Below are 18,132 nucleotides of genomic sequence, written 5' to 3'. Positions count from 1 at the left end.
TGGTGCGGTGCTGCGGAAATTGTCTTTGCCGGCGCCTCTGTTCCTGGGCGAGGTGCCCAGCCGCAGCTTCTACCCTTCGTGCAGAAAGAGTACGGCGGCCAATGGAGGCAGGCTGACCGCAACCGAGAACGGGCGTCCGTGGCAGGGGACGTCCGACGCTGTGACGCCGCCCCAATTTCCCCATCCGCTGCCAGCGTATGCGGTAGCGTCGGTATTCAGCACTTCTTTCCAGAAGCCGCTGAAGGGCACGCCGATGCGATAGCCCACGCGCGGTACGGGCGTGAAATTGAGCGCCACCAGGATGGTACGCTCCCCGGAACGTGCGCACCGCAAGTAAGTGAGGACCGACTGGTCCGAATCGCCGGCATCAACCCATTCGAAGCCGTTCGGAGCGCAGTCCAGTTCGTGCAGCGCAAGCTCGCTGCGATAGAGGCGGTTCAGGTCCTCGACCAGCTTTTGGACGCCGCGATGGCTGCCGTACTCGGTCAGGTGCCAATCCAGGCTGCTGTCATGGTTCCATTCGTGCCACTGGGCAATCTCGCTGCCCATGAATAACAGCTTCTTCCCCGGCTGAGAGTACATGTAGGCGAAGAGCAGGCGCAGGTTGGCGAAGCGCTGCCAATCGTCACCCGCCATCTTGGCGATCAGCGAACCTTTGCCGTGCACCACTTCGTCGTGAGAAAGCGGCAGAACGAAGTTTTCCGTGAAGGCATACAGCATGCGGAAAGTGAGGTGGCTGTGGCGGTACTTGCGATGGATGGGGTCGAAGGCCATGTACTGCAAGGTGTCGTGCATCCAGCCCATGTCCCACTTGAGTCCGAATCCCAGTCCTCCGACGTAAATGGGCCGTGACACCATGGGCCACGACGTGGATTCTTCGGCGATGACCTGAACATCGGGATGCTCGCGATACACGTCCTCGTTGCAGCGGCGCAGGAACTGAATGGCGCCCAGGTTTTCACGCCCGCCGTATTGGTTGGTCACCCACTCGCCTGCCTTGCGCGAGTAGTCCAGGTAGAGCATGGAAGCCACCGCGTCCACGCGCAGGCCGTCGGCGTGATACCGGTCCAGCCAGTAGAAGGCGTTGCTCAGCAGGAAGCTGCGCACTTCGTGGCGGTCGTAATTGAAGATGTAGCTGCCCCAATCAGGGTGGTAGCCCTGTCGCGGGTCGGCGTGCTCGTAAAGATGGGTGCCGTCGAAGTAGGCGAGGCCGTGCTCGTCGGAAGGAAAGTGCGCAGGTACCCAGTCGAGGATCACGGCGATGCCGCGCTGATGCAGATGGTCCACCAGGTACATGAAGTCCTGGGGCGTGCCATAGCGGCTGGTAGGCGCGAAGTAGCCGGTCACCTGGTAGCCCCAGGATCCGTAGAATGGATGCTCCATGACCGGCATGAGTTCAACGTGCGTGAATCCCATGTTCTCGACATAACTCGCCAGCCGCGGAGCTATCTCGCGATAGGAAAGTGAGCGGTTTCCCTCCTCAGGCACGCGCGCCCATGAACCAAGATGCACTTCGTAGATGGAGACGGGACTTTGCAGCGAGTTGCTGCGATGGCGCTGCTTCATCCAATCGCTATCATCCCAGCGGTAGTCGAGATTCCATACCACCGACGCGGTCTTGGGGGGGAGCTCCGACATGACCGCGAAGGGGTCCGCCTTGCTCACCGAGTAGCCAGCGTTACGGGACACAATGCGGAACTTGTACACCTCTCCTTTACCCGCGCCCGCAACGAAGCCTTCCCAGATGCCCGACCGCCCACGCTGATGCAACGGGTGGGCCTGTGCGTTCCAGCCGTTGAAAGTGCCGAGCACGGAGACGCGCTCGGCGTTGGGCGCCCACACGGAAAAACAGGTGCCCGCAGTTCCATCCGCCTGAATGACGTGGGCTCCCAGTTTTTCGTAGAGGCGTGTGTGCGAGCCCTCGTTGAACAAGTGGAGGTCGTCGTCGCCCAGAAGGGAAACGTCATGGCGCAACGCGAACTCGGTTTTCGCAGGCATGGATGGGAAACCCAGATGACAAAAACAGAGCGGCTGTTCTTCAAACGCGATGGAAGCGTGGCCGGCCCAAAACTGGTGTATCGGCTACGAGCTTGGCCCGCCTAGATTCTACGACGTCCTCAGGGTCGGGCTCAAGGTTCACGAGGGAGATGTTGCGGTTGCCGCGTTCGACATCCGCCACATAGTTACGGTCAAGGCCGACGTGCTCGGCGAGTTGGACCTGCGTCCAGCCGCGCTTTTGCAGTAACTGGCGGACGAAAATCTACGGCGAGAGGCTTCGACCGTATCTCGGAAGACTCTGCACCTTTTGCAGAGCTGGACCGGAACATAGTAGGCTTGCCCGCGACACTGGCACGGATAATCGGCGTCCCTTAGAAAGTCAACTCATATCATTTCATTTGGACGGCGCAGGTTTCATTCCCCAAGGGCGGGCAGGAGCCCGGCCTAGAGCTTTCGGAGGGCGGCATGCGCAAGGCGCTTTTTCTCCTTGGGATTCTCAACGACAGCGACATTGACTGGCTCATCGCCCACGGCTCAAAGCGGGAGCTGACGACGAGCGAAGTCCTGATCCAAGAAGGCAAGGCGATCGGAAACATGTTCATCGTGCTGGACGGTTCGTTTGCCGTCTCTGTAGGCGAGGCACAGCGGGAGGTCGCACGGCTCAAGAGCGGTGAAGTGGTCGGCGAGGTGTCGTTCGTGGATTCGCGGCCACCCTCCGCGTCCGTGACTGCGCTCGAGCCCTCCCATGTACTCGCCGTACCGCTGGCCGGAATCACCGGCAAACTGGAAAGCGATCTCCCCTTCGCCGCCCGGTTCTACCGGGCTATTGCGGTGTTCCTGGCTGACCGGTTGCGGCACTCCATCGGGCAGCTGGGCTATGGGAAAGAACCGTCGCCCGGTACCGAGGAAGTGGAAACCGACGAAATGGACCCCGAGGTCCTGGATAGGCTCACCCTGGCGGGAGCGCGTTTTGACTGGCTGCAGCGGCGGCTGCGCGACATCTGACACCCTCACTGAGAGGATGACGCGGAGGACTGGCCATGCTCGGTAGTAAGTCGGACATCTATCGCAAGAGGGCGCTAGAGAACATTTCTTCCCCCGAGAAGATCGACGAACTGATGGTGGTCGTGCGCCCGCAGGACTGGATGCTGCTGTGGTCAGCCGCAGCGCTGCTGGTGGTGGTTCTGATCTGGAGCGTCGTCGGCCGAATCCCCACGACCGTCACCGGCCGCGGTGTTTTCGTCATCCCGCGGCGGGTGCTGGACTGCCCGGCGCCCGCTTCGGGGAGGCTCGAATTACTCGGCATACGCGTGGGCGATGTGGTGCGCCCGGGCCAAGTGATCGGGCACATCGACCAGGGCGAAATCTGGCGCCGCGTGCAGGAGAACCGCTCGCTGCTGGTCGAACTGCAGGCGCAACATCGGGCCAAATCGGTTCTTCAGTCCGAGCAGATGAGATTGCATCGTGAGCAGTACGACCTGGCCAGGAAGACATTGCAGTTGCAGGCCCGTAACTTCCAGACGGAGTTGGGTGAAGCGGAAAGGATGGAGTCCTTTTTGAAGAAGAGACTCGAGAGTCTGCGACATGTGAAGGACCTGGGGCTGATTGCGGAAACCGCCGGGGACCTGGTGGACGCAGAGAAGGACTACGCCAACAACCAGGGGAAGATCAGCCTGATGTATGCGCGCCTGCAACAGGTGCAGGACGAACTGAAACAGACAGAGACCAGCGACAAGGGGTTTGCGCGGGAGATCATGGAAGCCACCACGCAGCGTCAGGTGCAAATGCGCCAACTGGAAGGGCGCATCGCGGAGGACGAGGCCGAACTGCGGAAGAGCAGCGAGGTTCGGTGCGACCACGGAGGCCGCGTGGTCGAAGTAGCAGGTACTCCCGGCCAGTACATGATTGCCGGCACCCCGGTCGCACGCATGGATACAAGCGGGGACAGCGCGTCGCTGGTCGGGTTGCTGTATTTCTCGGTGGGTGACGGAAAGAAGATCCGGCCCGGGATGCCCGTGCAAATCACACCTGACACCGTGGAGCGTCAGCGCTTTGGCGGCATCGTGGGGTCGGTCAACGTAGTCTCGCCGTTTCCGGTCAGCCGTGAGGGTGCGGTCAGCCTGATCGGTAGCGTAGAAGTGGCGCAGAAAATCATGCCTCCCGGCGCCTACATCCAGGTGACCGCCGATCTGGAAGGAGATTCCAGCACCTACAGCGGCTACCGGTGGTCCGCCTCCAAAGGCCCAGAACTGAAGCTCTCCCCAGGGACGACGAACTCGGTACGGGTAGCGGTGGAGGAGCGTGCGCCTATCACCTACCTGCTGCCCTTCCTGAGGTCCGTAAGTGGAACCTACTAGCCAACCGCCGCAATACCGCGAAGGACGGGTCCGCACACCGACCGTGCTTCAGATGGAGGCGGTGGAGTGCGGGGCAGCATCGCTGGCCATCATTCTCGGCTACTTCGGGCGCATCGTGCCCCTGGCTCAGTTGCGGCAGGACTGCGGCGTCTCGCGCGACGGCAGCAAGGCCTCCAACGTCGTCGCGGCCGCACGCCGCTACGGCCTGAACGCCAAGGGGTACAAGAAGGAACTCTCATCCCTGCACGAACTCCGCTATCCCTATGTTGTCTTCTGGAACTTCAACCACTTCCTGGTGGTTGAGGGCTACAAGAACGGTCAGTTTCTTCTGAACGATCCTGAAACCGGACCGCGTTCCGTCAGTGAACAGGAATTCGACGAGTCCTATACCGGGGTGGTTCTGGCCATGGAGCCGGGACCGCAATTCGAGCGCGGTGGCCGCAAGCCCAGCGTCGTGGAAGGCTTGCGAACCCGGCTGGACGGATCGCGCACCAGTTTGCTGTTCTGCATCCTGGCGGGCTTCCTGCTGGTCCTGCCTGGAATCACAGTGCCTGCCTTGACCCAGGTCTTCATCGACGACGTGCTGATCCGCCGGCTGCAAGACTGGCTGCGACCCATTGTCTTGGCGTTGCTGGTGGCCGCAGCGCTCCAGTTTGTTCTTTCTCTGATGCAGCAGAGAGTTCTGCGACGGCTCCGCATGAAGCTCTCCGTGGCCATGTCCAGTCGATTCCTCTGGCACCTGTTGCAGCTTCCGGTCTCCTACTACGCGCAGCGGTTCAGCGGCGAGATCAGCAGCCGCCTGTACCTGAACGATAAGGTGGCCGATGCGCTCTCGGGTCGCTTGGCAACCACCGCGGTCGGTCTGGGCATGACGGTGTTCTACGCCGCGGTGATGCTGCAGTTCGATGCCGTCCTGACGGTCATTGCCCTGGCCCTGGCGGTTGTGAACGTGATGGCGCTGCAGGCCATTGCCCGTCGCCGCAAAGACACGAACCTGAAGCTCGCGCATGACCTCGGCATGACGCATGCGGTAGCCATCTCGGGCTTGCAGGGCATCCGCACGCTGAAGGCCTCCGCGCTAGAGAACGATTTCTTCGCCCGCTGGTCGGGCCACTATGCCAAGACCGTGAACACTTCCCAGCGGATGGCGCTCGCCAATCACTACCTCGGCCTGCTGCCCGGCTTTCTGGCCTTCCTGATGACCACGCTCATCTTGGTAGTGGGTGGGTACCGTGTGCTGGGCGGGACGCTCACCATCGGCATGCTGATCGCCTTCCAGGCCCTGACTGCCAGCTTTTTGCTGCCGGTGAACAACCTGATGGGCTTCGGTGCCGTCATGCAAGAGCTGGAAGGCGACCTGAGCCGGCTCGACGACGTGCTGGAGAACTCCAAGGAGCGTGCCACCCGGTTGTCGGTTCCGTGGGTCGCCAGTCGGCATCCGGTACGATTGGCAGGGTACGTCGACGTCCGTAACCTCACCTTTGGATACAACCGCGCCGCCCCGCCGCTGATCGAAGACCTTTCCTTTCGCCTCCAACCCGGGCAGCGGGTGGCACTGATCGGCTCGACGGGGTCGGGCAAGTCCACCATCAGCAAGCTGGTGGCAGGTCTCTATGAGCCCTGGAGCGGTGAAATCCTCTTCGACGGCGAGGAACGCTCGACTCTGCCGAGGGAGCTACTCACCAATTCCATCGCCATGGTGGAGCAGGATATCGTGCTGTTCGCTGGCACGGTGCGCGAGAATCTGACGCTGTGGGACGCCAGTGTCCCCGAGGAACAGATCGACCAGGCTTGCTGGGATGCGGTCATCGACGAGGCCATCGCCTTCCTGCCCGGTGGCTATAACAGCCAGCTTCTGGAGCGCGCGGCCAACATGAGCGGCGGCCAGGTGCAACGACTGGAGATCGCGCGCGCCCTCGTGAACCGCCCCTCGATCCTGGTGATGGACGAAGCCACCAGTGCGCTCGACGCGGAAACCGAGAAGCTCGTGGATCGAAACATCCGTCGCCGGGGTTGCACGTGCATCATCGTGGCCCACCGGCTCAGCACCATCCGTGATTGCGACGAGATCATCGTGCTCGACCGGGGCAAGGTCACACAGCGCGGCACCCACGAGCAGTTGTGGGCTGAGGAAGGGCACTACCGGACGCTCCTGGCCAGCGAGGGCGAGGCGCTTACGGAGGCGACGCCATCTTGAACTTCGGCGACAGACTGGCCGCGGATTCGATCCCGGTGGAGGGTAACGAGCCCATCCTTCTCGACCATGCCGACACTCTATGGCTGGTCGAGTCTGGCCTCGTAGCTGTGTACGCGGCGAACGAGCATGGCAAAGGCGAGCGTCGCCTCTTGTTCACCGTGGCTGGCGGGCAACTACTGGTACCGGCCGCGACCGGCAACCGCGAGACCGACATGCGTTTGGTCGCGGTTGCCCTTGAGCCGGTTCGCTTGCTGCCTGGCTCGCGCCGCGAACTGGCCCACGCGCTTGCCGGAGGAGACCACCAGGCGCTCTCGCTACTCGAGCGCTGGATCCGCAACCTGGGTAGCGCCATCGAAGCTGAAGGCGATTCGCCTGTCACCGTCAACGTCGACGGCGCTCAATCGGTCGCCCTGCGGCCGGGGGAGCGCATAGGGCCGCAACCGGCCCAGGTCGTCTGGATCAAGGTTGAACGCGGAGCTGTCTGCTTCCTTGGCGTACCAGAACTGCTTCTGACCTCGGCGCATGGGATTTACCCGCTGGGCGGAGGCACATGGCTCCAAGCCACCGAGGAAACCTCCCTTGTGCTTCAGCCGTCGGGTGCCATTCAGGATGAGAATGCGTGCCTTAGCGGCTTGGATCTCCTAGGGACCTACTTCATGCGCTCCCTGGAAATGGGCGATAAGGGGCGCAAGATAGCGGAGGAAGAGAGATTCCTGCGTCGCCAGTGGCTCGATGCGCAGGCGACACGAAGCGCTGTCGCCCGGCTCGCGGCGCTGGTCTCCCCGGTTCGCGAGGAACCGACCGTCTCCGACGGCACGCCCCTGGTAGCTGCGGTGCGCGCCGTGGCCGGTGCCTTGGGGATGGAAGTTCGGGTCCCCGAGGGTTCGGGCAAGGGAGACCGGGACGATCTGCAGCGGGTCTTGCGCGCTTCGGGTATCCGCAGCCGACGGACGACGTTACCCCCAGACTGGTGGACGAAGGACGCGGGTCCGTTGCTGGGATATCTCAGTCCCGAGCAGCGCCCCGTCGCCCTGTTGCGGGATCGGCGCGGGCGAGGGTACGAAATCCGCGACTTCGCCGAGATGCGCCGCATTCCTGTGGATCGCGAGACCGCACAGACGCTCGTGCCGGTCGCCCACACTTTGTATCCCAGCCTTCCCGCCCGCGCCGATTTGCGGGCTGCGGTTCGCTTCGCCCTTCGCGGCCAGGCCCACGAGGCGTGGGTGGTGATGCTTTCGGGCCTTGCCGCCACGCTGGTGGGCATGGCGGTGCCGCTGCTCACAGCGGTCCTCATCGATATGGCCATTCCGGATGCCGACCGTCGGGTGATGCTCCAGGTGGCCTTCGGGCTCGTCGCTGCCACTCTCGGTGCCACGATCTTCCGCGCGGCCCAGACATTGAACAGCTTGCGGCTCGAAGTGGCCGGCGCCTCTACGCTGCAGGCGGCCGTATGGGATCGACTGATGCGCGTCCCGACATCGTTCTTCCGCCAGTTCACCACCGGCGATCTGCACGCGCGCGCCAACGCCGTATCGGAAATCCAGCGGAACCTGAGCGGCAGCACCCTGAACGCGTTGTTCACGGGGTTTGCCTCTCTGTTGAACCTGGGACTGATGTTCTACTTCAACTCCACGCTGGCTGTTCTGGGATTGGCAATCACGCTGGTGGCACTGTTCCTGACCAGCACCTGCGCCTATCGGGCCTCGGCCCTCATTCCGCGGCTGCAGAAGGAGGAGGGCGAGCTGACCGGACTGGTGGTGCAGCTCATCAACGCGGTGCCGAAACTGCGCGTGGCTGGCGCCGAGCAGCGGGCGTTTGCCCGTTGGGCCAGGGAGTACGGCGAAAAACAGAAGCTGGTGGACCGGCTGCGCGGGCTTCAGGACACGGTTGCGATCTCGAATGGCGTGCTTCCGGCGGTATCGCTAGCGGTGGTGTTTCCCCTCGCGGCCGATGCCGTGCGGCGAGCGCAGGAAGGTCTGGCGGACGGCATGGCGTTGGGTTCCTTCCTGGCCTTCAGCGCCGCCTTCGGCATGGTGCTGGCCGGCGTCGTCACCGTGGGCGAAACGAGCCAGTCGCTGGTGACTGTGACCAGCCTGTGGCGCCGCGCCCGCTCCATTCTGGATGCTGAGACTGAACAGAGCTCCTCCGATGCCGACCCCGGCGTGCTCACCGGACGTTTTTCCATCGATCACGTCACGTTTCGTTACCGGGCCGACGGCCCGCTGACGCTCGATGATGTCTCGATCGAAGCCGGGGCTGGCGAGTGCATTGCGCTCGTAGGACCTTCCGGCAGCGGGAAATCCAGCATCTTGAACCTATTGCTCGGTTTTGAGGCGCCACTGATCGGCACTGTATATCTGGACGGGCAAGACTTGAGCGGCCTGAACTGCGAGGCTGTGCGCCGGCAGATGGGCGTGGTGCTGCAAGAGAATCGTCTCATCGCCGGCCCCATCTTTTACAACATCGCCGGCAGCAGTGTCTGCACGATGGAAGAAGCGTGGGAAGCGGCCCGCCATGCTGCCTTTGCCGAGGACATCGAGCAGATGCCCATGGGCATGTTCACCATGGTTTCCGAAGGGGGAAGCAACCTGTCTGGCGGGCAGCGGCAGCGCTTGCTCCTGGCGAGGGCGCTGGTCTCCAAACCGCGCATCCTCATCCTGGATGAAGCCACCAGCGCCCTCGATAACCGCACCCAAGCCATCGTGAGCGAAAATCTGAAGCGCCTGCGAATCACTCGCCTCCTGGTAGCGCACCGGCTGAGTACGGTGCGTCACGCCGACAGCATCTACGTGATCCAGGGGGGACGCGTCTTGCAAAAGGGAACCTTCAACGAACTGGCATCGCAGCCCGGCCTTTTTGCGCAGCTCATGGCGCGGCAGATGGCCTAGGCCCTCGACTTATTTCAGTCCGTCGACGAGATAGAGATCCGAAAGGATCCGCATGTAGCCGTAGACATAGGCGCTTCCGGACCGGCTCGAGCGGAAGCCATAGAGGCCGAGGACGCCGGAAGGATCTCCGGGTTTGAGTTCCTTCCACAATTCTCGTCGGCCGGTCGCAGTGTCCACCAGGAATACCTTCGAGGGAACCTGGTTGGCCTGGAAAACAATCAGCCTTCCGTCTGCGCTCCAACCAGCTTCTTCCTCGTTTTCCAGAATGCCGAGCACCGGTTTTGGTTCGCCGCCATCGACGGGAAATAGCAACACCTTGATGTCGTCACTTCGCTTGCTGCTCGAATAGGCGAGGAGATGCATGCCGTCAGGAGAAAGAATCCTGCCGGAATAGCCCTCAGGGGTGATGGGGCGCGGCTTGCCGCCCTCGACCGCCTGGATGTAGCTCCGCCGCCGCCCCCCGGGTTCAATGCCGGAGAAAACAACCTGCTTGCCGTCAGGAGACCATCCGGCCCGCAGATGGTCGATCTCGTCCGATGTCACGGGCTGCGTCTCGCCGGGACCTCGCGGAATCCGCACAAGCTGGGAGGGTACAGCCAGGGTTCGCGCCAACAGCCACTTTCCGTCGGGCGAGATCCGGTCCGCACGGCCGGGTCCTAGCCGCACCGCCGGGGAGCCATCCATGTCGCGCTTGTACATGACCGGCTCGCCCCGGACCGCTTCGCCGCTCTCGGCAAAAACGAACCAGCTTCCATCCTCGCTGATGTCCTCGACAATGGACCAGTCGAACCAGGAGAGGTCGCGCTCATGCGTTTCGCCGCTCCGGAGGCCGAGGACCCCTAGGCGCGTCAGGTCGTGCGAGAGCAGCACCCGGCCGTCCCGCGCCACGTCGTGCAACGTCAGGTTAGCGGCCTCGCGCAGGATCAGGCGCTCCTGGCCGCCACGCGTGACCGCGTACAGCGCACGCACGCTGCCGCTGCGCGTGCCCGTGAACCACAGCTCTCTGCCATCCGGCGACCACGCCAATCCTTGAATCGTGCTCCAGCCCCCGGACAGAGATGTCTTTTTCCCGGAAAGATCCACGAAATTCACCGCTCCTGCGTCTGATCGCGGTGGATGCTCCAAAAAGGCGACGCCGTCATTCTTGGGAGAGACGCGGGGATGGCTGATGAGTCCGGTTGTCTCGACCAGCACTTTCCCTACGGGATATTCAAGGCGTTCGTGACCGTCTGCGTAGCGCACGATGGTCAACTGCTGCCCATCCGGGGACCAATCCGCCCACTCCACGTCTTGCAGACTCTCACGCGGTGCTCCCCCCGACAGAGGCACGGTCGCCAGAGTACCTACACACCCCAGCAGACCGATCCACCGGCAGCCCAGCGTGACTGCCAGGTCTCCCTTGGAGGAAATCGCCAGAAGGTTCCCCCGAGGCAGCGCCAATGGACTGGATTCCGGACTCTCCGGCCGGGTGGAGTAGACCTGAGCCGATTCCCCGTCCCAGCGGGCGCTATAGACCACAGTCTGCCCATCGGCCGAAAAGCGCGCTTGGTGAATCGTCCCGCGACGGAATGTGAGCTGCTGAAACGCAGGGGGCGCCGCCTTGCCGAGTTGCAGGCCCGCCCAGACTGCAAGCGCGACTGCCGCGAGCGTTGCACTCAAGAGCGCCCAGCGGCGCCAGCGGATTCGCACTTCAGGACGAGGCGCAACCGCTGTGCTGATGTCGGTCAGTCCCGAGAGCTCCCGCAGGTAGAATCCAACGTCCCGTGCCGACTGGAACCGCAGATTGGGATCCTTTTCCAGGCAGTGGCGGACGACCTTCTCCAGAGCCGGCGAGATGCTACGGTTCGTCTCGACGAGTTCGGGCGGGTCCTCTTTCAGGATGGCGCTCATAGTCTCTACGGCGCTGTCGTGACGGAAGGCGCGTTTGCCAGAAAGCATCTCGTACAGGACGGTACCGAAGCTGAAGATGTCCGAGCGGTGGTCGGCTGGCTGGCCGCGGACCTGTTCGGGGGACATGTAGCCGACTGTTCCCATGACACTGCCAGGCCGGGTGCCGCTTTCCAGGGTAGGGGCGCTGGTGTCCGAGCCCGCGCCTTCCCACTCCACCAGCTTGGCCAAGCCGAAATCCAGGATCTTGACCCGATCCTCTTTTGTAATGAATAGGTTATCCGGCTTGAGATCGCGATGGACGATGCCCTTGTTATGAGCCGCTGCCAAGCCGCTCGCCATCTGCATGGCGTAGTCGATCGCCTTGCGTGCGGGCAAGGGACCGGAATTCAGCCTTTCGCGAAGCGTCTGACCTTCGAGAAGTTCCGAAACCACGTAGGGCGAGCCGCTGGGGTCCGTCCCCAACTGGAACACGGTCAGGATATGGGGATGATTGAGAGCGGCGGCCGCGCGGGCCTCCTGCTCGAATCGCCGCAGACGATCGGGATCACGGCTTAGATGGGCGGGAAGCACCTTGACGGCGACCTCGCGGTCCAGGCTGTGGTCGCGCGCCCGATAAACCTCGCCCATGCCGCCCGCCCCCAACGGAGCCAACACCTCGTATACGCCGAACCTGGTACCCGCTGCGACCGGCATGGGAAGTGGTCGAATTTTATGTCGCTGCAAGTTAAGGGTCAACCAAACCTGCAACGCGGAATCTCCTTGTTTCTGGCTCCCGTCAGGCGTAGGCTGTGTGCATCCTCCCACGAGACGCGTTGCTTTATCTTGGCGTTGGCCGTCGCCCCGCTGGTTACAGCTATCCTAAGTGATAGGAATAAGGAGATTGATGCCATGACGACAGAAAAGGACAAGCAGGCCGGCGAACCCGACCCGAAGAAGAATCACGAGAAAGAAGTGGATTCCAAGAAGGGACCTGGAAGCGAGTTGTCCGACTCCGACCTCGACAAGGTGTCCGGCGCGGGCGATCTTCCCGGCGGCGGTCGCGGTTAGCAACCGGTCGGAGAGAGTCTCCACGACGATCTCCTCTCGTCTGGGCGGATCCTATGGTCCGCTCGCCTGCGAGCGGCTAGGCCAGCCCTTGCGTCTTTGACTGTCTTGTGTGTCCACGGCGTGACGGGTGGTAGCTTCGCGCCCCACTTGACGGCTTCGGTTTGGGCTGAGGAAGCCGATCGAACCCTGTCGCAAAGCGATTCTCCCTTCAAGCCTCGTCTACTTGAAAACTCGCCGCTTCAGTTCATGGCCCTCCTCGGCATGCGATGGGCACTGGACAGGCGCCCAACCAGGCGCTTCCTGCCGCTGTGCTAACCTCTTGTAGCCAAAGCTGTGCCGGGATGGCGGAACTGGCAGACGCAGCGGACTCAAAATCCGCCGGGCCGCAAGGCCCTTGCGGGTTCAACTCCCGCTCCCGGCACCAGAAACCCTTGGGAGTGGACCAAGACGCTGGTTCACGCGGGTAGAGTGACCGGCGGTAGGTGAAGCTCCCCGTAATCAAGAGACGCTTACCGAACTGGAGATAGGGCGTCCAAGTAGTTGATTCCCAAGGGAACCTCCGAGAGGAAACTCCCGTACTGCAGCATGCGTCCAAACAAGGAGCGTGGCGGGGTGCTACGCGCAGGGCCGCGATGCCCGGCAAACGGGTCGTCTCACGCTCATCTCCCACCTGATCCCAAGGAGCTCAAACTCATGCGTTCTGTCTTTGTCCTGATCCTGGCGCTTTGCCTGCTGCCGCTCACGGTGGTAGCCGCCCCACACGATGCCAAGGCCGATCTCGAGGCACGGCGCAAGTCGCTCAACAGCATGATTCAGGAGCAGTGGGAGTACACGCTGCGCACCAATCCGGAGTTCGCTTCCATCCTGGGCGACAAGCGCTACAACGACAAGGTTACCGATTTCTCGCTCAAGGCCATCGAAGACGACCTGGCCGAGTCGAAGAAATTTCTCGACCGCTTCGAAACCGTCGACACCACCGGTTTCCCGGTGCAGGAGGCCCTGAACAAGCAACTCATGGTGCGCGACCTTCGCCACCGGCTGGCGGACGCCAAGTGGAAAGAGTGGGAGATGCCGGTCACGCAAATCTCGGGCATCCACCTGGAAGCGGCGCAACTGGTGCAATTGCTGCCGTTCGACACCGTGAAGGATTACGAAGACTATGTCGCCCGCTTGCGGCAGTTTCCCAAGTCCATGGACCAGACGATGGAGCACATGCGCGCCGGCATGCGCGACCACCTGATGCCGCCGAAATTCCTGCTGGAGAAAGTGGTGGCGCAGGCGGAGAACCTGGCCAATCAGAAGCCGGAAGACAGTCCCTTCGCGCAGCCCCTGGCCAGGTTTCCCAAGGACTTCTCCCAGGCCGACCAGACTCGCCTGCGGGCTGAATTTTTGGACGTGATCGGGAACACGGTGCAGCCGGCCTACGTCCGTTTCGCGAAGTTCGTGAAAGAGGAATACGCGCCGCGCGGGCGCACCGATCCCGGCATGTGGTCGCTGCCGGACGGGGCCGCGCGCTACGCCAACCGGGCGAAGCGCAGCACCACCACCGATCTGACGCCGGAGGAGATCCACCAGATCGGCTTGCGCGAGGTGGCCCGCATCGAGCAGGAGCAGCTCGCCATCGCCAAAAAGCTCGGTTACTCGGATCTGAAGAGTTTTCGCGAGCACGTAAAGAATGACCGCGACCTGTATGCCAAGTCGCGCCAGCAGATTCTCGACCTATACCAGAAATACACCGACCAGATGCAGGCCAAGCTGCCGCAGCTCTTCGGACGGCTGCCCAAGGCGGGGTTGAAGATCATGCCGGTGGAAGAGTTTCGCGAAAAGGAAGCGGCAGGCGCGCAGTATCAGCAAGGCACGCCCGATGGCTCGCGTCCTGGGCTGGTGCAGGTGAACACCGGCGAGCCGGAGAAGCGCACTACCATCAGCATCGAATCCACGGCCTACCACGAGGGCCTGCCGGGCCATCACCTGCAGATTGCCATCGGGCAGGAGCTGACGGAACTGCCGGCCTTCCGCCAGCAGGCCTTCTACGGCGCGTTCGCCGAAGGCTGGGCGCTGTACTCGGAGCGTCTGGGCAAGGACGTGGGCTTCTACCAGGATCCCTACAACGACTTCGGCCGCCTGGAAGACGAGATGCTGCGCGCCATCCGCCTGGTGGTGGACACCGGCTTCCACTACAAGAAGTGGACGCGCGACCAGGTGGTGCAGTTCTTCCACGACCACTCCGCCATCGACGAAGTGAACGTGCAGAGCGAGACCGACCGCTACATCGTGTGGCCGGGCCAGGCGCTCAGCTACAAGATAGGGCAACTGACCATCCTGAAGCTGCGCGAAGAGGCCAAGAAAGAACTGGGCCCGAAGTTCGATATCCGCAAGTTCCACGACGCGGTTCTGGGCTCGAGCGCGCTCCCCATGGATGTGCTGGAGTCGGCGATCCACCACTGGATCGCGCAGGAGAAGTCGGCTGCCGGGGTGAAGTCCGCGGGCGCGCCCAAGTAGCCTGGAATGCGAATCAGCCGAGGGGCGGCCGAGCGCCGCCCCTTTTCTGGTTCATAATAGCGGCCGCTATGAGGAAGACGACGGCCCGCCTCGCGGTGATTTTCCTGGCCACGTTGTCGGCGCTTTCCGCCGCCCAAACCGAACCCTTGCGTCCGGAGTGGTGCCGCCAGCTCCCGCGCCCGCAGTACAAGTCCCTGGAGCGCATGAAGGCCGCCGACGGCTGGTTCGAGGTCTATCGCATCCGCCCGGGCGTTTTCGCCATTTACGAGCCCAAGCAGTTCGAGGAAGTCATCTCGTATCTCATCGTGGGTTCCAAGCGCGCCCTGCTGTTCGACACCGGGCTGGGCGTGGGCCGCATCTCCCACGTCGCGCGCAAGCTGACCAAGCTGCCGGTCACGGTGCTCAACTCGCACACCCACTTCGACCACACGGGCGGGAACGCCGAATTCCGCGACATCCTGGGGATGGACACCGCCTACACGCGGCGCAGCGCGGAAGGAGGGCTGGACCCGTTCGCGCGCGACCTGCTTGCGCCGGAGCGCCTGTGTGGCCAGCCGCCCAAGGGTGTGCGAGGCCCGGTGCCGACCCGCGCCTTCCACATTACGCGGTTCATTCATGACGGCGAGCAAATCGACCTGGGTGGCCGGACGCTCGAGGTGGTAGCCACGCCCGGCCATACGCCGGACTCGCTCTGCCTGCTCGACCGCAAGAACCGGCTGCTGCTTACCGGCGACACGTTCTATCTGGGGCCCATCTACCTGTTCACGGAGGAGACGGACTTCGCGGCGTACGCGAAGTCGGTGGAGCGCCTGGCGGCGCTGGTGCCGTCCCTCGATGGGGTGCTGACCGCGCACAATGTCCCCAAGGCGGAGCCCAGGCAGCTTACGAAGCTGGCCGAGGCGGTGCGCATGGTCCGTTCCGGCAAGGCGCCGGCGAAGACGGTGGAGGGAAGACGCGAATACGACTTCGGCGACTTTTCGCTCTTGCTGGGATCCGATCCGGCCCGCAGCAAATAGGGCGCAGAAAATCGGGCGCGGAAAATGCGAAAGGCGGCCCCAAGGCCGCCTTCGCTGTTACGGCTGAGAAATTAGAGAGGTTGGACGTTCTCTGCCTGCCAGCCCTTCGGTCCCTTCACAACGCTGAACTGCACGGCTTGGCCTTCCTGCAGGCTACGGAAACCGTTCGCCTGGATGGCCGAAAAGTGCACGAAGACATCCTCGCCACTCTGCCGGCTGATGAAGCCATAGCCTTTCGCGTCGTTAAACCACTTCACTGTTCCTTGTTCCATTGTGTTCTTACACCACTTCCTTGATTGGATTTACGCTGAGTTCAACCGGAGGATACTGCAGAGGCAGGACCTGCTTAGCAGAGCCGCTTCACAACCGTTTCGAATTCGACGTTAAATGAAGTATACACGGCATCGCCGCTTTTGACCAGCACATTCTCCCTCGGCTCAGGCCTCTACCAGGAGGATGTCCGGGGCAGGCACCGCCGCCAGCAGCGGAGCACCGTAGCGTGGCTGGCGGATGACCTGGACCCCGGGCCGTCGCCGCTTCATCTCCGCCGTCAGTTGCGCCGAGTCGCTTGCGAAGGACCCGCACAGGATCACCAGGGTGATGCGCTCGTCGGCCAGTGCCTCCAGGCCGCGGACGGCGCCGTAGGCCAGCAGCACATTGAGATGGGCCTTCTTCAGCGCAATCTGGCGCGATGCCACTGAAAGCAAGCCGTCGTCGTCGACACAAAGAATCCTGGTGTTCTCGCGCATTGGGGCACCTTCCTCGGAGAGTCTCTCAATCGCGAAGGCGCCAGGGGTGGCTAGACGGGGAACGAAGCGCGGCGTGTCTTCGAAACCAAGGAATCCAGTATACGCCCGGTTCGGTTCCGCCGCCCGATGCGCTTGCCGGCTACCAAGAAACGTGCCGCTCAGACTCGTGCTCAGGCGTTCTCCCACGCTCCCAACAGCCGCCGCAGCAGGACGAGCTGTCCCAGGTGGTAGGCATTGTGATCGGCCACCAGCAGGGCCTCCCGCAGGATGGTCTGGCCATCTCCCCGGGGGATACGCGCGAAAAGGTCGGTCTTGGGATTGCGTACCAGCGCCTGCATGGCTTTGAGGTCCCTGCGAAACGCGGCCACAGAACGGTCCCACGCGGCAGCACTGGGCGGCGCGGCCGTGTTGGGCCAGTATCCTTCAGGAAACTTGGGCGAAACGTGCTTCCGGTTGCGGCTGAACTCCAGGATGTCCCACTGCGCGATGCGCAGGTGCTCCAACAACTGCCACGCCGTGTGTGGCGCGCCCTTGGCCTTTCGGCCGCGCAGGCGGGCAGGAAAGCGGGCGACGGTGTCGTCGAAGCTCAGGTGCGCGCCACCCCCGCGCAGCACGTAGAGCAGGTGATCGCGCAAGGCGGCGTCGGGATTCTTCTTCATCGTCGGCTACGTTCGCAACAGGGAAACCAGGTCGGCGATTCTCCGCCCGCGTGGCAGGAACGGATGTGCGGTGATCTGTCCCTGAAACTCCGGCGCCCAGCGGCCGGGAATCTGCGTGCGGCATTTCGGACAGGCGCCGTCGGACGTCAGGTGGTAGCCGAGGATCATGTAGCCGTAGCGCTCGATGAGGGTTGTGCCGCACTGGTGGCAGCGGGTGTTCTCCCACTCGCCCACCTGGCCCGGCAGATTCCCGGGATAGATGTAGCGCAGGCCGGCGGCGCGGCCGATCTCGGCGGCGCGGAGCAGCGTCTCTGCCGACGTGTTGTCCGGCCCGGTCATCTTGTAGTCCTGGTGGAACGCGGTGCAGTGCCAGGGGATGAAGGGGGACACGCCGGCGACGAACTCCGTCAGGCGCTTCAATTCATCATCGGTGTCATTGAAGCCGGGGATGACCAGAGTCACGATCTCCAGCCAGAAGCCCATCTGGTAGAGGCGCTTGATCGAGTCGAGGATGGGTTCGAGGCGCCCACCCAACTGCCGGTAGTGTGGGTCGTCAAAACTCTTGAGGTCCACTTTGTAGAGATCGATCCATGGCCGGATGTATTCCAGGACCTCGGGTGTGCCGTTGCCATTGGAGACGAAACCTGTTTTCAGGCCCGCGGCGCGCGCCTTCTTGAATATGGCGACGGCCCACTCGGCGGTGATGAGCGGCTCGTTGTAAGTGCTGACCAGGACCTTGCCGCCCTGGCGAAGAGCGTCTTCGACCATCTGGTCTGGGGTCATGCCGAGCGGTGGCGACACTGCCGTGGGGTCGCGCAATGCCTGCGAC

At 63.0% G+C, this 18,132-nt stretch carries 13 protein-coding genes and 1 tRNA gene; 8 read left to right on the top strand and 6 right to left on the bottom strand.

The window, feature by feature from the left end:
* Positions 1-69 precede the first annotated feature (69 nt).
* Complete coding sequence (glgB, locus tag VLE48_14220) at positions 70-1,998, bottom strand: 1,4-alpha-glucan branching protein GlgB (protein ID HSA94164.1); 1,929 nt, start codon at positions 1,996-1,998, stop codon at positions 70-72.
* A gap of 465 nt (positions 1,999-2,463) precedes the next feature.
* Here glgB and VLE48_14215 point away from each other — a divergent pair, with 465 nt between their 5' ends.
* Genes VLE48_14215 through VLE48_14200 form a run of 4 tightly spaced genes read left to right on the top strand, consistent with a single transcriptional unit; the run spans position 2,464 to position 9,440 of the window.
* A complete protein-coding gene (locus VLE48_14215; GenBank protein ID HSA94163.1) occupies positions 2,464-3,003 on the top strand; it encodes a cyclic nucleotide-binding domain-containing protein in 540 nt (179 codons plus the stop codon).
* Between the two features lie 35 nt (positions 3,004-3,038).
* Positions 3,039-4,355, top strand: a complete 1,317-nt coding sequence (locus VLE48_14210) for an NHLP bacteriocin system secretion protein (GenBank protein HSA94162.1) — start codon at positions 3,039-3,041, stop codon at positions 4,353-4,355.
* Positions 4,342-6,552, top strand: a complete 2,211-nt coding sequence (locus VLE48_14205; protein HSA94161.1) for an NHLP family bacteriocin export ABC transporter peptidase/permease/ATPase subunit — start codon at positions 4,342-4,344, stop codon at positions 6,550-6,552. Before VLE48_14210 ends, VLE48_14205 begins: the two co-directional genes overlap by 14 nt.
* On the top strand, positions 6,549-9,440 hold the full coding sequence (locus tag VLE48_14200; protein ID HSA94160.1) for an NHLP bacteriocin export ABC transporter permease/ATPase subunit: 2,892 nt from the start codon (positions 6,549-6,551) through the stop codon (positions 9,438-9,440). Before VLE48_14205 ends, VLE48_14200 begins: the two co-directional genes overlap by 4 nt.
* Positions 9,441-9,449: 9 nt before the next feature.
* Here VLE48_14200 and VLE48_14195 read toward each other — a convergent pair whose 3' ends face one another.
* Complete coding sequence (locus VLE48_14195; GenBank protein ID HSA94159.1) at positions 9,450-12,023, bottom strand: protein kinase; 2,574 nt, start codon at positions 12,021-12,023, stop codon at positions 9,450-9,452.
* 195 nt (positions 12,024-12,218) lie between these two features.
* Between VLE48_14195 and VLE48_14190 the strand changes: the two genes are divergently transcribed.
* The 4 genes from VLE48_14190 (at position 12,219) to VLE48_14175 (ending at position 15,895) form a co-directional block, all read left to right on the top strand.
* Positions 12,219-12,377, top strand: coding sequence for a hypothetical protein (locus VLE48_14190; protein ID HSA94158.1), 159 nt, complete (start codon positions 12,219-12,221; stop codon positions 12,375-12,377).
* Between the two features lie 335 nt (positions 12,378-12,712).
* Positions 12,713-12,801 (top strand) — tRNA-Leu (locus VLE48_14185).
* Between the two features lie 269 nt (positions 12,802-13,070).
* Positions 13,071-14,879 (top strand): DUF885 domain-containing protein, encoded by a 1,809-nt coding sequence (locus tag VLE48_14180; protein HSA94157.1) that lies wholly within the window; start codon positions 13,071-13,073, stop codon positions 14,877-14,879.
* 68 nt (positions 14,880-14,947) lie between these two features.
* On the top strand, positions 14,948-15,895 hold the full coding sequence (locus VLE48_14175; protein ID HSA94156.1) for an MBL fold metallo-hydrolase: 948 nt from the start codon (positions 14,948-14,950) through the stop codon (positions 15,893-15,895).
* A 71-nt stretch (positions 15,896-15,966) separates the two neighbouring features.
* On the opposite strand, the gene VLE48_14170 is transcribed toward VLE48_14175, so the two are convergent.
* The 4 genes from VLE48_14170 to VLE48_14155 form a co-directional block, all read right to left on the bottom strand.
* On the bottom strand, positions 15,967-16,167 hold the full coding sequence (locus tag VLE48_14170; protein ID HSA94155.1) for a cold-shock protein: 201 nt from the start codon (positions 16,165-16,167) through the stop codon (positions 15,967-15,969).
* Positions 16,168-16,332: 165 nt separating this feature from the next.
* A complete protein-coding gene (locus tag VLE48_14165) occupies positions 16,333-16,644 on the bottom strand; it encodes a hypothetical protein (protein HSA94154.1) in 312 nt (103 codons plus the stop codon).
* 170 nt (positions 16,645-16,814) lie between these two features.
* Positions 16,815-17,303 (bottom strand): DinB family protein, encoded by a 489-nt coding sequence (locus tag VLE48_14160; protein ID HSA94153.1) that lies wholly within the window; start codon positions 17,301-17,303, stop codon positions 16,815-16,817.
* Positions 17,304-17,309: 6 nt separating this feature from the next.
* The coding region (locus tag VLE48_14155; protein ID HSA94152.1) for a radical SAM protein at positions 17,310-18,132 on the bottom strand (823 nt) is incomplete at its 5' end.

This window comes from Terriglobales bacterium (assembly GCA_035454605.1).
Classification (GTDB): Bacteria; Acidobacteriota; Terriglobia; order Terriglobales; family Acidobacteriaceae; genus DATMAB01.
This window is presented reverse-complemented; position numbering and strand designations above follow the sequence as displayed.

Coding starts and splice junctions, on each gene's coding strand:
- glgB (HSA94164.1), bottom strand. CDS start 1,998: ATGCCTGCGAAAACCGAGTTCGCGTTGCGCCATGACGTTTCCCTTCTG.
- VLE48_14215 (HSA94163.1), top strand. CDS start 2,464: ATGCGCAAGGCGCTTTTTCTCCTTGGGATTCTCAACGACAGCGACATT.
- VLE48_14210 (HSA94162.1), top strand. CDS start 3,039: ATGCTCGGTAGTAAGTCGGACATCTATCGCAAGAGGGCGCTAGAGAAC.
- VLE48_14195 (HSA94159.1), bottom strand. CDS start 12,023: ATGCCGGTCGCAGCGGGTACCAGGTTCGGCGTATACGAGGTGTTGGCT.
- VLE48_14190 (HSA94158.1), top strand. CDS start 12,219: ATGACGACAGAAAAGGACAAGCAGGCCGGCGAACCCGACCCGAAGAAG.
- VLE48_14180 (HSA94157.1), top strand. CDS start 13,071: ATGCGTTCTGTCTTTGTCCTGATCCTGGCGCTTTGCCTGCTGCCGCTC.
- VLE48_14175 (HSA94156.1), top strand. CDS start 14,948: ATGAGGAAGACGACGGCCCGCCTCGCGGTGATTTTCCTGGCCACGTTG.
- VLE48_14170 (HSA94155.1), bottom strand. CDS start 16,167: ATGGAACAAGGAACAGTGAAGTGGTTTAACGACGCGAAAGGCTATGGC.
- VLE48_14165 (HSA94154.1), bottom strand. CDS start 16,644: ATGCGCGAGAACACCAGGATTCTTTGTGTCGACGACGACGGCTTGCTT.
- VLE48_14160 (HSA94153.1), bottom strand. CDS start 17,303: ATGAAGAAGAATCCCGACGCCGCCTTGCGCGATCACCTGCTCTACGTG.